7 protein-coding genes, 1 tRNA gene, 1 rRNA gene and 1 riboswitch are annotated in these 14,548 nt (G+C 51.3%); of the genes, 4 read left to right on the forward strand and 5 right to left on the reverse strand.

The genetic code is table 11. The annotated features are described in order from the left end of the window. Window positions 1-4 precede the first annotated feature (4 nt). Both uvrA and KCG43_RS08750 read left to right on the forward strand, forming a co-directional pair. Window positions 5-2,854 carry an excinuclease ABC subunit UvrA gene (uvrA, locus tag KCG43_RS08745; RefSeq protein ID WP_218384382.1) on the forward strand — a complete coding sequence of 950 codons (2,850 nt, stop codon included), beginning with the start codon at window positions 5-7 and terminating at the stop codon, window positions 2,852-2,854. A gap of 70 nt (window positions 2,855-2,924) precedes the next feature. Continuing rightward, window positions 2,925-4,712, forward strand: coding sequence for a Wzy polymerase domain-containing protein (locus tag KCG43_RS08750; protein ID WP_218384383.1), 1,788 nt, complete (start codon window positions 2,925-2,927; stop codon window positions 4,710-4,712). A 69-nt stretch (window positions 4,713-4,781) separates the two neighbouring features. Here KCG43_RS08750 and KCG43_RS08755 read toward each other — a convergent pair whose 3' ends face one another. Further along, window positions 4,782-5,900, reverse strand: a complete 1,119-nt coding sequence (locus KCG43_RS08755) for an alanine--glyoxylate aminotransferase family protein (RefSeq protein ID WP_218384384.1) — start codon at window positions 5,898-5,900, stop codon at window positions 4,782-4,784. 256 nt (window positions 5,901-6,156) lie between these two features. After that, window positions 6,157-6,338, forward strand: a riboswitch (Lysine riboswitch). 103 nt (window positions 6,339-6,441) lie between these two features. On the opposite strand from KCG43_RS08755, the gene lysC reads away from it, so the two are divergent. Further along, complete coding sequence (gene lysC, locus KCG43_RS08760; protein WP_255557898.1) at window positions 6,442-7,821, forward strand: lysine-sensitive aspartokinase 3; 1,380 nt, start codon at window positions 6,442-6,444, stop codon at window positions 7,819-7,821. 65 nt (window positions 7,822-7,886) lie between these two features. Here the strand turns inward: lysC and metH are convergent, their stop codons facing one another. Next, on the reverse strand, window positions 7,887-11,555 hold the full coding sequence (gene metH, locus KCG43_RS08765) for a methionine synthase (RefSeq protein WP_218384385.1): 3,669 nt from the start codon (window positions 11,553-11,555) through the stop codon (window positions 7,887-7,889). A 199-nt stretch (window positions 11,556-11,754) separates the two neighbouring features. Here metH and KCG43_RS08770 point away from each other — a divergent pair, with 199 nt between their 5' ends. Then, a complete protein-coding gene (locus KCG43_RS08770; RefSeq protein ID WP_192015897.1) occupies window positions 11,755-13,092 on the forward strand; it encodes a sodium:proton antiporter in 1,338 nt (445 codons plus the stop codon). A gap of 68 nt (window positions 13,093-13,160) precedes the next feature. On the opposite strand, the gene metA is transcribed toward KCG43_RS08770, so the two are convergent. The 3 genes from metA to KCG43_RS08785 all read right to left on the reverse strand — a co-directional run bounded on the left by metA (window position 13,161) and on the right by KCG43_RS08785 (window position 14,515). Further along, window positions 13,161-14,102 carry a homoserine O-succinyltransferase gene (metA, locus tag KCG43_RS08775; RefSeq protein WP_192015898.1) on the reverse strand — a complete coding sequence of 314 codons (942 nt, stop codon included), beginning with the start codon at window positions 14,100-14,102 and terminating at the stop codon, window positions 13,161-13,163. A gap of 214 nt (window positions 14,103-14,316) precedes the next feature. Continuing rightward, window positions 14,317-14,432: ribosomal RNA gene (gene rrf / locus KCG43_RS08780) — 5S ribosomal RNA — on the reverse strand. 7 nt (window positions 14,433-14,439) lie between these two features. Further along, window positions 14,440-14,515: transfer RNA gene (locus tag KCG43_RS08785), tRNA-Thr, on the reverse strand. Between the last annotated feature and the right edge of the window lie 33 nt (window positions 14,516-14,548).

The raw sequence follows: 14,548 nt of genomic DNA on the forward strand, positions 1-14,548 counted from the left end.
AACTATGGATAAGATCGAAGTCAGGGGTGCGCGCACCCACAACCTTAAAAACATTAACCTGACTATCCCCCGGGATAAGCTGATTGTTATCACAGGTTTATCAGGTTCCGGTAAGTCTTCTCTGGCATTCGACACCCTGTATGCCGAAGGTCAGCGCCGTTACGTCGAATCACTGTCGGCCTACGCACGCCAGTTTCTGTCGCTGATGGAAAAACCGGACGTCGACCATATTGAAGGCCTGTCGCCTGCCATCTCGATTGAACAAAAATCGACCTCACACAACCCTCGTTCGACGGTCGGTACTATTACCGAAATCTATGACTACCTGCGCTTGCTGTATGCCCGTGTCGGCGAACCACGCTGCCCGACTCACGATGTGCCCCTCGCCGCGCAAACCGTCAGCCAGATGGTCGACAAAGTGCTGACACTGCCGGAAGGCAGCAAGCTGATGCTGCTGGCTCCTATCGTCAAGGAGCGTAAGGGCGAGCACCTGAAAACCTTAGCCAACCTGTCGGCGCAAGGCTATATCCGGGCCCGGATCGACGGTGAAGTCTGCGATCTGTCCGATCCGCCGACGCTGGAATTACACAAAAAGCACACCATAGAAGTGGTGGTGGATCGCTTTAAAGTGCGTAATGATCTTCAGCAGCGGCTGGCTGAATCGTTTGAAACCGCGCTGGATCTGTCAGGCGGCACAGTGGTCGTCAGCGCCATGGATGACGATAACATGGCCGAGCTGATTTTCTCGGCCAACTTCGCCTGCCCGCATTGCGGCTACAGCATGCGTGAGCTGGAACCGCGCCTGTTTTCCTTCAATAACCCGGCCGGTGCCTGCGGCACATGCGACGGACTGGGGGTACAACAGTATTTCGATCCGTCCCGCGTGATTCAGAACAGTGAACTCAGCTTGTCCGGCGGTGCCATCCGGGGCTGGGACAAACGCAATTACTACTACTTTCAGATGCTGACTTCACTGGCTGAACATTACGATTTTGATGTTGAATCACCGTTCAGCAGTCTGCCGAAGAAAGTACAAAACGTATTGCTGCAGGGCTCAGGCACCACAAATATTGAGTTTAAATACATTAATGATCGCGGCGATGTGACAGTTCGCCGTCACCCGTTTGAAGGCATTCTGAATAACATGGAACGCCGCTACCGGGAAACCGAGTCCAATGCTGTACGCGAAGATCTGGTGAAGTATATCTCCACCAAGCCTTGTGCCAGCTGTCACGGTTCGCGTCTGCGTGAAGAAGCACGTCATGTCTTTATCGACAGTACCAACCTGCCGGCCATCAGTGAAATGAGCATCAGCCAGGCGCTGACCTTCTTTTCCGAGCTGACACTGGAAGGACAGCGTGCGCAGATTGCCGATAAAATCCTCAAAGAAATCAATGACAGGCTGACCTTCCTGGTCAATGTGGGCCTCAACTATCTCAACCTGTCCCGCAGTGCAGAAACATTGTCGGGCGGTGAAGCTCAGCGCATCCGCCTGGCCAGCCAGATTGGCGCTGGACTGGTCGGCGTTATGTATGTGCTCGATGAGCCTTCCATCGGCCTCCACCAGCGTGATAACGAACGCCTGCTGAGCACCCTGACCCGGCTGCGCGATCTGGGTAACACCGTACTGGTGGTCGAACACGACGAAGATGCGATCCGCAGTGCGGATTACATCATAGATATCGGCCCGGGCGCCGGTGTTCACGGCGGGCAGATCATCGCCGAAGGCACCATGGAAGATATTCTGAATTCGGAAGATTCCCTGACCGGCCAATACCTGAGCGGCAAAAAACAAATTGAAGTGCCTGTTGAACGTGTTCCTGTCGATCCGGCAAAAACGGTTCAGCTAACAGGCGCCACGGGCAATAACCTGAAAACAGTCGATGTGTCGATTCCGGTTGGTTTGCTGACCTGTGTGACCGGGGTCTCCGGCTCAGGCAAGTCAACCCTGATCAACGATACTTTCTTCAAGATTGCTCACCATAGACTCAATGGGGCCACTACAGGCGAGCCGTCCCCTTATGACGATATTCAGGGGCTGGAGCACTTCGATAAAGTCATCGACATCGATCAGAGCCCGATAGGCCGAACGCCGCGTTCCAACCCGGCGACGTACACAGGCATTTTCACCCCCATCAGGGAGCTGTTCTCGGGCACTCAGGAGTCTCGCTCACGGGGCTATAAACCAGGCCGCTTCAGCTTCAACGTCAAAGGCGGCCGCTGTGAAGCCTGTCAGGGCGATGGGGTGATCAAAGTTGAAATGCACTTCCTGCCCGATGTTTACGTGCCCTGTGATAACTGTAAGGGTAAACGCTACAATCGTGAGACTCTGGAAGTGAAATACAAAGGCCAGTCAATTGATGAAGTGCTGGAAATGACAGTGGAAGATGCGCGGGTATTTTTTGATCCTGTACCAGCCATTGCCCGAAAACTGCAAACCCTGATGGATGTCGGACTATCCTATATCCGCCTGGGACAAGCAGCGACCACGCTGTCTGGCGGTGAAGCACAGCGGGTGAAACTGGCACGCGAGCTGTCCAAACGCGATACAGGTAAAACCCTGTATATTCTCGATGAACCGACAACGGGCTTGCACTTCCATGATATCCAGCAGTTGCTGAGTGTACTGCACCGATTGCGTGATCACGGCAATACCATAGTGGTGATTGAGCATAACCTGGACGTCATTAAAACCGCAGATTGGATCATTGATCTGGGGCCGGAGGGCGGCAGCGGTGGCGGTGAGATCATTGCGACAGGCACACCGGAACAGGTTGCCGAAGTCGCCGGTTCGCATACGGCCCGCTTCCTAAAACCCCTGCTGCCCGCATTAACGGCAAAGCAGCAGGCATAATTACACTCATGCACTCTGTCAGGCTGAATTCAGCCTGACTTTTTGTCTATTTGCCGAGGGACCGGACACCGTGACCGTCATTCAATTAAGGGGCACCAGACTGGCCGCTGCCACCATCAGTAAACCACTGACGCGACCTTTTATTCTGGCGCTGACTTTTCTGTTTCTGCTGTCGATGCATTATTTTCAGCATAATCAGGGAGGATCCGGACTGGAACTACCCTTTAATGTCAGTAGCTGGATTCCCTTCAGCTTTGCCATTGCTATTGGCCTGCTGGAGATCAGCCGACAGAAAGTATTGCGTTATTCACGCCTGACGCTGGTTCTCTTATGTTGCTGCGTCACGCTGTCTGTCCCCATGTTCTTCCCGGAAGCGCGACCAGAAGTCGCCGTCAACCGAATCATTACCCTTTGGGCTGGCTGGTTGTTCTTCGTGGCACTGCAGCAGTTTGCTTTCAGCCAGAAACAGCGTCAGCAAATACTCTGGCTGATCTTAAAAGCGGTCTGGCTGCAAGCCGCGCTGGCCTGGTATCAGTTTCTGTGGATCTCACCGCAAAATAGCATTGGCTATAACACAGATCTCAACCGACCCTACGGTATTTTTCAGCAACCTAACGTGATGGCCAGCTTCCTGGCCACCGGGCTGATCCTCTCAGCTTACCTGCTGGCACGGCAGCCTATGGTTCAGGGCCGCTGGACCCTCTCCCATCTCGGCCTCCAATTAACACCTGTCGCTGTGATCCCCATGCTGTATGTGCTCAGCTCGCGAACCGGCTGGATTGCCAGTGTTGTGGGGATGTTACTTATCCTGCCTTACCTGATGCAGTTTGCAGCCAGAATACAGTGGCGAATGTGGCTGATGATGGTGGTCATGGGATTAAGCGTGACCTGGAACCTGACCAGCAGCCTGAACTGGAGCCCGCAACCGGGCAGAGTGTCGCTGGAAAGTGCCCGCTCAGTCATCTACCCGCAAGCGCTGGACATGTTCCTGCACTCACCGGCCACGGGCGTCGGCTATGGTAATTTTGAACCCGCTTATCTGATGCAGACAGCGCAAGCGCATCAGGCCGATCCTGAAACGCCCCATGGGTTACCCGGGCTGGATCATCCCCATAACGAGTTACTTTTCTGGGCCAGTGAAGGGGGTATTTTACCTGTACTGGCACTGCTGATTGCGGCAGCGGCGGTGCTGGCTAAAATTCGCCGCGCACCGGCCAACACTCAGCTGGCTCTGGTCGCGCTCCTGTTTCCAATAACACTGCATACCCAGCTTGAATACCCCTTTTACCACTCCCTGATCCACTGGATTATTTTTGTGTTTCTGATCTATTGGGTTGATGCCCTGAGTGCGAAATACTTCAAACAAACACTGCGATTTTATAAGCCCTTCAGAATCAGCGCCATGCTTTTGCCTGTTGTCGTCAGCCTCTTTATGGCCACCACCTTATATTCAGGCGCCATGCTGACCCGCTTTGAATCATCCACGCCACCCGATTTAACCGCCCTGGATAAGGTCAATAACACCTGGGCCTGGCGCAACCGGTTTGAATGGGATCTTTATCAGACCCAGTTGAAAATGGGCATTCAGCAGGATAATCCTGCGTTGCTGACAAGCTTTATCCATTGGGCTGACCATAAAGCCAAAGAGCTGCCAAGGCCTATTCTGTATCAGTTTCTGATCAAAGCTCATCAGGCATTGGCAAACACTTATCAAGCTGAACAGGTTCGCGAAGAGGCCCGGTATCTTTTCCCGGGTATGGATTTCAGCGATGAAGCGTTACCTCAGTTTTCCAAGCCAAAAACCGTAACCCCCTCGCCGCAGATAGCACAGGCTGAAGGGCAAGCAGACAAAGACTGAAAACAAGAACTGAAGACTTCCCCAAAAAAAGCGGCTGCCCGGGCAGCCGCATCTTTTCCTTGCTGATAATTATTTCAGCACCTCTTCCAGCGCTTTCAGGCACAGAGCAATATTCTCTTTACGTGCACCGTATCCCATCAGTCCAATGCGCCATGCTTTTCCGGCCAGAGCCCCCAGGCCGGCACCAATTTCCAGGTTATAGTCTTCCAGCAGAGTCTGACGCACTTTCGCATCATCGGCCCCGTCAGGGATAAAAACAGCATTGAGTTGCGGCAAGCGGCTTTTCTCATCCACCACAAAGCGGATCCCCATAGCTTCCAGGCCATCGCGCAGTAACTCGTGCATCTCGGCATGGCGCTGCCACGCATTTTCCAGCCCTTCATGTTGTAAACGAACCAGTGCTTCGTGCAGCGCATACAAGCTATTGACAGGGGCTGTATGGTGATAGCTGCGCTTACCTTCACCACTCCAGTAGGCCAGCACCAGGCTTTGATCCAGAAACCAGCTCTGAACCGGTGTCTTACGTTGCTGAATTTTCTCCACGGCCCGCGGCGAAAAGGTCAGCGGAGACAGGCCCGGTACACAGGACAAACACTTCTGACTGCCTGAGTACACGGCATCCAGTTGCCATTCATCAACCTTCAGCGGCACCCCGCCCAATGAGGTTACCGCATCAACAATGGTCAGGCAGTCATGGTCACGGGCTAAACGGGATAAGGTTTCCGCATCGCTCAGTGCACCGGTTGAGGTTTCCGCATGCACAAAAGCCAGTATTTTCGCATCCGGATGGGCTTTGAGTGCTGTTTCAACGGCTTGCGGATCAACCGGCTCTCCCCATTCATTATCCACCAGCACAGCTTCACCGCCGCAGCGCACAACATTTTCCCGCATCCGCTCGCCAAATACCCCGTTACGGCAGACGATCACCTTCTCGCCCGGCTCAACCAGATTGACAAAACAGGCTTCCATTCCTGCACTGCCCGGCGCAGATACCGCTATAGTAAATGGGTTGGTAGTCTGAAATGCATACTGAAGCAATTGCTTAAGCTCATCCATCATACCAATGAACAGTGGGTCAAGATGACCGACAGTCGGGCGGCTGAGCGCCTGCAACACCTGCGGATAAATGTCCGACGGACCGGGTCCCATCAGTATTCGTTGAGGTGGGTAAAAACTGTGAATTGTCATAAGGCTTCTCCATCTGCACAGACACATAAGTTACTTATAATTCAGTGCATTAGTTATTGTTGGCAACAGTCGCTTTTACAGGGCATTCCTAGCGAGCATAACAGAACCACCCGTACCTGAAACCAGGCAGGCAAATTTATGCAAAGTCAGTAACAATCTTGACACAGAAAAATGCATTCAAGCATTGACAAAGCCCCCCCTCTCATATTCAATAAGGGCAATTTTTGTTCACCCTGAGAAAGCTCATTTTTCAGGTGAAAACGGAAGAGGCGCGTTATCCAGGTATCTATGCGGCGGGGCCCCACCCCAAAGCACCATAGAGAGGGGGAGCAACGCCGAGATACGGTGAGACAGGGGGCTTGCCGTATCGGCTTTGAAGGTTGAATCCTTCTGGCTGTCACCTGCATCATCCAGTGCAGGTGGAGAGCTTCTGGTAGCAGCAGTCTTAGTACGTCTCGCCTAATGGCTCTTCTGACACTCAAGTCGGAAAGATTCCCCAAATTTTGCCCCATGTTTACGCTTTGTTAAGTGGGAGATCACATTGAGCCCTGTAATTTCTTCTTCAGCGTTGAACGCTGAAATCACAGTCGCAAAATTTGGCGGCACTAGTGTGGCTGATTTCGTTGCAATGAGCCGTAGTGCTAAGATAGTTATCAATAATCCGACAACCAAACTGGTGTTGATCAGTGCGTGTTCCGGTGTGACTAATATTTTAGTCGAACTGGCCAACGGCGTGGCCGATGCCGGGCACCGACATAACCTGATGGAGCGCCTTCGCGCCATTCACCACAGCGTGCTGGCGGATTTACAGCAGCCTGAACAGGTTGCGGGTAACATTGATGAACTGCTCGATCAGGTCGCCGAACTTGCCATAAAAGCCGCAGAACATAAATCGGCTGAGCTGACAGATCAACTGGTTGCCAACGGTGAATTGCTGTCTACCCATCTGTTTACGCAAATCATGTGTGAGATGGGTGCTGACGCATTGCGTTACGATATCCGGGAAGTGCTGCGTACTGACAGCCGCTTTGGTAAAGCCAGCCCTGAACAGGAAATGATTCGTCAACTGACAGAGGAAAAGCTATTACCTCTGCTGCAGGATAAGATTATCGTTTCTCAGGGTTTCATCGGTAGTGATGAGCAAGGTCGCACAACAACACTTGGCCGCGGTGGCAGTGATTACAGTGCCGCCCTTATGGCTGAGGCGGTGAGTGCCAGCACATTGGAAATATGGACTGATGTCCCAGGCATGTACACCACAGATCCGCGTATTGCGCCCAAAGCCACGCCAATCAAAGAAATCAGCTTCAGCGAAGCCTCTGAGATGGCCAATTTTGGCGCCAAGATCTTGCATCCATCGACATTGATCCCGGCCGTTCGCCGTCAAATCCCTGTGTTTGTTGGATCGTCCAGGGCACCAGAGCAAGGCGGCACCTGGATCCGTAAATCCGTTACTGAAGCACCGCTGTTCCGTGCGCTGGCACTGCGCTCGAACCAGACCCTGATCACCCTGACCAGCCTGAACATGTTTCATGCTTATGGTTTCCTGGCCGAAGTCTTCCGGATTCTGGCTGAGCATAAGGTCTCTGTTGATCTGATTTCTACCTCTGAAGTCAGCGTGTCTTTGACCATGGATCAGACCGATACAGGCGGCGGCGCACCCACGCTGCCTCCGGGGGCGCATGCCGCGCTCAGTGAGCTGTGTCGCGTTGAGATTGAACAGGATCTGTGCCTGATTTCGCTGATTGGTAACCGCATGAGTCAGACTGCCGGTTCAGTGAGTACCGTGTTCGATTCGCTGGACGAGTACAAGCTGCGTATGATTTGCTACGGTGCCAGCCCGCACAACCTGTGCTTCCTGGTTAAAACCGAACATGCCATGCCTATTGCTCAGAATCTGCACCGTAAGATTTTTGAGTAATTTCACGTCCTGTTCCGGTAAAAAAGGCGCTCATTGAGCGCCTTTTTGTCTTCAGTGAACAGCTATCACAGATTAGGCCCCAGCCATTTCTCCGCTTCGATCTCATCCCAGCCTTTGCGCTCGGCGTAGCTTTCCATCTGGTCACGCTGGATCTGTGCAACGGCAAAATAGCGCGATTCCGGATGTGAGAAGTACCAGCCTGATACGGCCGCTCCCGGCCACATGGCGTAGCTTTCTGTCAGAATCATGCCGGTATTGGCCTCCGCATCCAACAAGGTCCAGATCTCGCCTTTCTCTGTGTGTTCCGGACAAGCCGGATAGCCTGGCGCTGGCCGGATACCCTGGTATTTCTCACGGATCAGATCTTCGTTACTCAGGTTCTCGTCCGGCGCATAGCCCCAGATCTCCTTACGGACAGTCTCATGCATGAATTCCGCAAAGGCTTCAGCAAGACGATCTGCCACCGCTTGAATCATAATCGCGTTGTAATCATCGCCTTTGGCTTTGAACTGATCGGCAATCTCATATTCACCGATTCCGCCGGTTACCGCAAAGGCACCAATCCAGTCAGCTTTACCGCTTTCTTTCGGGGCAATGTAATCCGACAGACAGTAATTCGGCCCTTTGGGTTTCTCTGTCTGCTGGCGCAGTCCGCGTAAGGTTGTCAGTACCTGGGTTCGGGTCTCATCGGTGTAGACTTCGATATCATCACCAATATTATTGGCCGGGAATAAGCCACAGACACCATTGGCCTTTATCATGCCGCTGGCTTCGATCTCATCCAGCAGCTGATTGGCATCATCAAATAGGCGCTGGGCTTCCTGACCCACTACTTCGTGGCGCAAAATGGTGGGATATTTACCACTCAGCGACCAGGTCATAAAGAAGGGCGTCCAGTCGATATAACGACGCAATGTCGCAATGTCAAAATCCTTGAACACGTGGATCCCCGGCTTTTGCGGCGCGGGAGGAGTGTAGCTATTCCAGTCAATCGCCACTTTATTGGCGCGGGCAGCTTCCAGGCTGACAGGAGCACTTCGTGGACGCTTACGGGCGTGTTGCTCCCGCACTACCTCGTATTCCTTGTCAAGGCGCTCAACAAACGCTGGCCGCTGGGCATCCGACAAGAGTGCCGAACATACCCCTACAGCACGCGAGGCGTTTGAGACATAAACGACAGGGGCATGGTAGTTCTGCTCAATTTTGACTGCCGTGTGGGCCTTGGACGTTGTTGCCCCGCCAATCAGCAAAGGAAGATCAAAGCCCTGACGCTCCATTTCTTTGGCGACATGCACCATTTCATCAAGTGAAGGAGTGATCAGCCCGGAGAGGCCGATAATATCGACCTTCTCTTCTTTGGCCACTTTCAGGATCTTGTCGCAAGACACCATGACGCCCAGATCGATGATCTCGTAGTTATTACACTGCAGCACCACTCCGACAATATTTTTACCGATATCGTGCACATCGCCTTTCACCGTGGCGAGCAGTATTTTGCCATTAGTGCGTCCGACTTGCTTCTCAGCATTGATGTAAGGTTCGAGATAAGCGACGGCCTGTTTCATCACCCGAGCTGATTTCACCACCTGAGGCAAGAACATTTTACCTTCACCGAACAGATCACCGACTATGTTCATACCTGCCATCAAAGGCCCTTCAATCACCTCTAACGGTTTTTCCGCGTTCTGACGGGCTTCTTCGGTATCTTCAACAATAAACTCAGTGATCCCTTTGACCAGCGCATGGGACAGGCGTTTATCGACCGGCCAGCCGCGCCATTCAGCGGCTGTTTTATCTTCTACCGCTTCGCCGCTGCCCCGGTACTTATCCGCAAGATCCAGCAAGCGCTCGGTAGAGTCATCCCGGCGATTCAATACAACGTCTTCAACGGCTTCGCGTAACTCGTCTGCCAGGTCATCGTAAATGGCCAGCTGACCGGCATTCACAATGCCCATATCCATGCCATTTTTAAAACAGTGATACAGGAACACGGCATGAATCGCTTCCCGCACAGGATCATTACCACGGAACGAGAAAGACACATTCGAAACACCACCCGACACCATCGCATGTGGCAGAGTGCGCTTGATGTCTCCTACAGCTTCAATGAAATCAACCGCGTAGTTATTGTGCTCATCAATCCCGGTAGCTACTGCGAAAATGTTCGGGTCAAAAATGATATCTTCCGGCGGGTAGCCCACCTCATCAACCAGAATGCGATAGGCATTGGTACAGATCTCTATCTTACGCTCACGGGTATCGGCCTGACCCACTTCATCAAACGCCATCACAATCACGGCTGCGCCATAGCGGCGAATCAGTTTCGCCTGTTCAACAAACCTCTCTTTACCTTCTTTGAGAGATATTGAGTTAACAATTGGCTTACCCTGCACACACTTAAGGCCAGCTTCCAGTATTTCCCACTTGGATGAGTCAATCATAATGGGGACACGGGAGATTTCAGGCTCAGAGGCACACAGGTTCAGAAAGCGCACCATGGCAGCTTCGGCATCCAGCATGCCTTCATCCATATTGATATCGATGATCTGAGCACCGGCTTCCACCTGCTGACGTGCCACTTCCAGCGCTTCGTCATAAAGCTCTTCTTTGATCAACCTACGGAAACGGGCTGAACCTGTCACATTGGTCCGCTCACCGACATTGACAAATAAAGTGTCTTTTTCAATGGTTAGCGGCTCAAGCCCTGATAAACGGCAGGCCACAGGAATCTCAGGCAATGGACGTGGCGCTACATTCTCCGTCACCCGGGCCATTTCACGAATATGCTCTGGCGTGGTGCCACAACAACCGCCCACCAGGTTCAGAAAGCCGGACTCCGCCCATTCTTTGATATGCTCAGCCATTTCTGTCGCTTCAAGGTCATACTCGCCGAATGCGTTTGGCAGACCGGCATTCGGGTGCGCTGATACCGCACACTCAGAAATACGTGATAATTCTTCCACATACTGACGCAGCTCATCCGGACCCAATGCACAGTTAAGGCCAAATGAAATAGGTTTGACGTGTCGCAGAGAATTGTAAAAAGCTTCAGTGGTTTGTCCTGATAAGGTGCGGCCGGAGGCATCGGTGATTGTGCCTGAAATCATAACAGGCAAAGTCACGCCCAGCTCTTCAAAGACCTTATCCACGGCAAACGCACAGGCTTTGGCATTCAGGGTATCAAAAATAGTTTCAATCAGGATGATATCGGACCCGCCAGCTATCAGGGCGCGGGTTGATTCGGAATACGCTGCTACCAATAGATCAAACGACACGTTCCTGAAACCGGGATCGTTCACATCCGGTGATATCGAACAGGTACGGTTAGTCGGACCGAGAACACCAGCTACAAATCGTGGTTTGTCCGGTGTTTTCGCCGTCCACTCATCAGCCGCCTGACGAGCCAGCTTTGCCGCTTCGAAATTAATCTCGGCACTCAGACTCTCCATGTCATAGTCAGCCATGGCAATAGTCGTTGAGTTGAAAGTGTTGGTCTCAAGAATATCAGCGCCGGCTTCAAGATAAGCGGAGTGAATATCCTTGATCAGTTGCGGCTGGGAGAGTACCAGCAGATCGTTATTGCCTTTAAGATCCGAATGCCAATCAGAAAAACGTTCACCACGGTAATCCTCTTCATCCAGCTTGTAGCTCTGGATCATGGTGCCCATGCCCCCATCTATGATGAGGATCTGTTCCTTAAGTCGCTTTTGTAATAAATCCGTACCCTTCGACACTGCTTACTTCCTTACACTTAAACCTATCAGCTGCTAACATCCTATCACAGCCTGATTGGAAATCTAGACGTCCATATATCGTTTGCGAAAACTTATTATCCAAGCGTAAGCCTAAAGTTTTTATGGCTATCAGAGGCCCGAGCATTTATATTTTGTCACAATTTTTGCTTAACACTTTAACAACAGATGAGGATCAAGGATGTCGGTATACAGTACCCTCTGTTTTCTCGCCGCCGCTGCGATGGTTATTGCCTTTATTAACCACAAAATAGGCAAGATGCAAACCACTATCGCCATCACAGCCGGTGCTATTATTTTATCGCTCGGAATTGTGATCGCAGGCCACAACGGCTGGTTTCACCTCGAAGAAATTGCTGCGGAACAGCTGGGTCAGATCGATTTCGAAAGCTTTCTGCTAAAAGGCATTTTAGGCTTCTTACTTTTTGCTGGCGGTTTAGGGATCAAGCTGCCACATCTCGAAGATCAAAAATGGGAAATCACCATTCTGGCTCTGGGGGCCACACTGTTTTCCACATTCTTCATCGGTGGCAGCCTTTGGTGGATATGCCAGATGCTGGGAATCCAGTTAGACCTGATTTACTGCCTGCTGTTCGGCGCATTAATTTCACCGACGGACCCAATAGCCGTGCTGGCGATAGTAAAAAAACTGCACGCGCCGCGCCGCATCTCCACACAAATTGAAGGTGAGTCGCTGTTTAACGATGGATTTGGCCTGGTCATCTTCGTCACTTTGTTTACCATCGCCTTTGGTGATGAAGCACCTACTGTGCTGGGTGTTGGCCATCTTTTCCTGCAGGAAGCCATTGGTGGCATAACCTATGGTTTTGTTCTCGGCCTGCTGTTCCATTATCTGATCAGTTCGACAGACGATCACTCCATGGAACTTCTGCTGACTCTGGGAATCCCAACGGCTGGTTATGCTTTTGCCGATGTTATTCATGTGTCCGGGCCGCTAGCTATGGTGGTCTCCGGTATCATGATAGGCAACTGGACCCGTTATATCGGCTTTTCTAAAGAGAGTGAAGACCATCTGGATCACTTCTGGGAGTTGGTTGATGAATTCCTGAACGGTGTACTCTTCCTGCTGATTGGTATGAGCATGCTGTCTTTCAGCTTCCATGAGGAAGACTGGACACTGATGGTGATAGCTGTGCCGCTGGTGCTACTGGCGCGCTACCTGAGTGTGAAGCTGTCGTATCTTGGCTTTAAACGTTTTCGCCAATACAATCCCGAGTCGGTGAAGATCCTCACTTGGGGTGGCTTGCGCGGTGGTCTTGCTCTGGCGATGGCGATGGCGATCCCTGCCGGTGTTATCGTTATTCCGGAGAAAAATATTGATGTGAAAGAGATAATTCTGGTGATGACCTATTCAGTCGTGGTGTTCTCTATCCTGATCCAGGGCTCTACCATCACACCTATGATCGAAAAAGCCAAAGCCTGGGAAGCGAAAAAAGCGAAAGAGAACAAACAAACCGCTCATGCTCACCAACAACCGGAAACCGATCCCAAATCCTGAATACCCGAATACTGACGATGAAAAAGACCTGCTTTGGCAGGTCTTTTTATTTGTGAGGGCTGCGTCAATCAGTCGTCCTTGGTGAATTGATCTTCCGAGAAGTGATCCAAATCATAAGGCGTTTGCTGATAGACGCAATAGTTCAGCCAGTTGGCAAATAACAAATGGCCATGACTGCGCCAACTCGCAACAGGCGGTTTATCCGGATCATTATCCTGATAGTAATTTACTGGGATTTTGGGCTCCATCCCCTCTCCCAGATCACGCATATATTCATTATGTAATGTATGGGCATCGTATTCAGGATGTCCTGTCACGAAGACATTACGCTTATCTTTGGTGGCGGCTAAATACACTCCTGCCTGATCTGAGGTGGCCAGAATGTCCAGATCAGTGTGCTCCGATAAAAACTCAGGCGAGAAGTCGGCATAGCGCGAGTGGGGAGCCCAAAAGGTATCGTCAAAACCTCTCAGAAGAGGATGATGGGGATTGTGGACCCTATGGGTGTAGATACCTGATAATTTCTCTTTGCGGGTACGCTTAGGTAAATCGTACATCAGCTTAAGCCCAGCCTGAGCGGCCCAGCACACATACATGGTCGAAGTCACGTGCCCTTTCGCCCAGGTCAGAATGGCCTGGATTTCTTCCCAGTACAGCACATCTTCAAACTGCACTAAGCCCAGCGGAGCACCTGTCACAATCAAGCCATCGAAATTTCTGTGCTTCACCATTTCGAATTGCCGGTAGAACGTATCCAAATGCTCCGTTGGCGTATTTTTCGTCGGGCGGTTATCAATCCGCAGTAACTCAACATCAACCTGCAGAGGACTGTTTGATAACAGACGAAGAAACTGAGTTTCAGTTTCAATTTTTTTCGGCATCAGATTAAGCAACAATACCTTCAGCGGGCGAATTTCCTGACTGGCAGCGCGTTTTGCAGACATGACGAAGATATTCTCACTACGAAGAATATCAGTTGCCGGTAACTGATCAGGAATTTTAATGGGCATGTGTTGCTCTCCCTAAGATGTACAGACGTCCAGATACCCAAAAATTATAGAATTTCTACTCACACTGCAAGCTTTACCGCATTAAAAGAATTATAGATAGTTAAGAACATAATGAATAATTCTAATGAAAGCAGCAGGCTAGCGAAAGAGACGCTGAAAATAGCAGATAACAGAAATGAAAAAACCCAGCCGGAGGCTGGGTTTTGAAGGAGGTGCTTAGTAATGTCCTACTCTCACATGGGGAGGCCCCACACTACCATCGGCGCTGCTGCGTTTCACGTCTGAGTTCGGCATGGGATCAGGTGGTTCCACAGCGCTATTGTCACTAAGCAAATTCTGGTGCTAGTACCCAGATTTGAACTGGGGGCCTCACCCTTACCAAGGGTGCGCTCTACCAACTGAGCTATACCAGCAAATTCTTATCTAAACAAAGTCTTACGCTTCAC

The sequence above is a fragment of the Photobacterium sp. WH24 genome (genome assembly GCF_019204055.1).
Taxonomy (GTDB): domain Bacteria; phylum Pseudomonadota; class Gammaproteobacteria; order Enterobacterales; family Vibrionaceae; genus Photobacterium; species Photobacterium arenosum.

Excerpts from the sequence above, each read along its gene's own strand:
- KCG43_RS08755 (WP_218384384.1), bottom strand. The coding sequence starts at position 5,900 with ATGACAATTCACAGTTTTTACCCACCTCAACGAATACTGATGGGACCC.
- uvrA (WP_218384382.1), top strand. The coding sequence starts at position 5 with ATGGATAAGATCGAAGTCAGGGGTGCGCGCACCCACAACCTTAAAAAC.
- metA (WP_192015898.1), bottom strand. The coding sequence starts at position 14,102 with ATGCCCATTAAAATTCCTGATCAGTTACCGGCAACTGATATTCTTCGT.
- KCG43_RS08770 (WP_192015897.1), top strand. The coding sequence starts at position 11,755 with ATGTCGGTATACAGTACCCTCTGTTTTCTCGCCGCCGCTGCGATGGTT.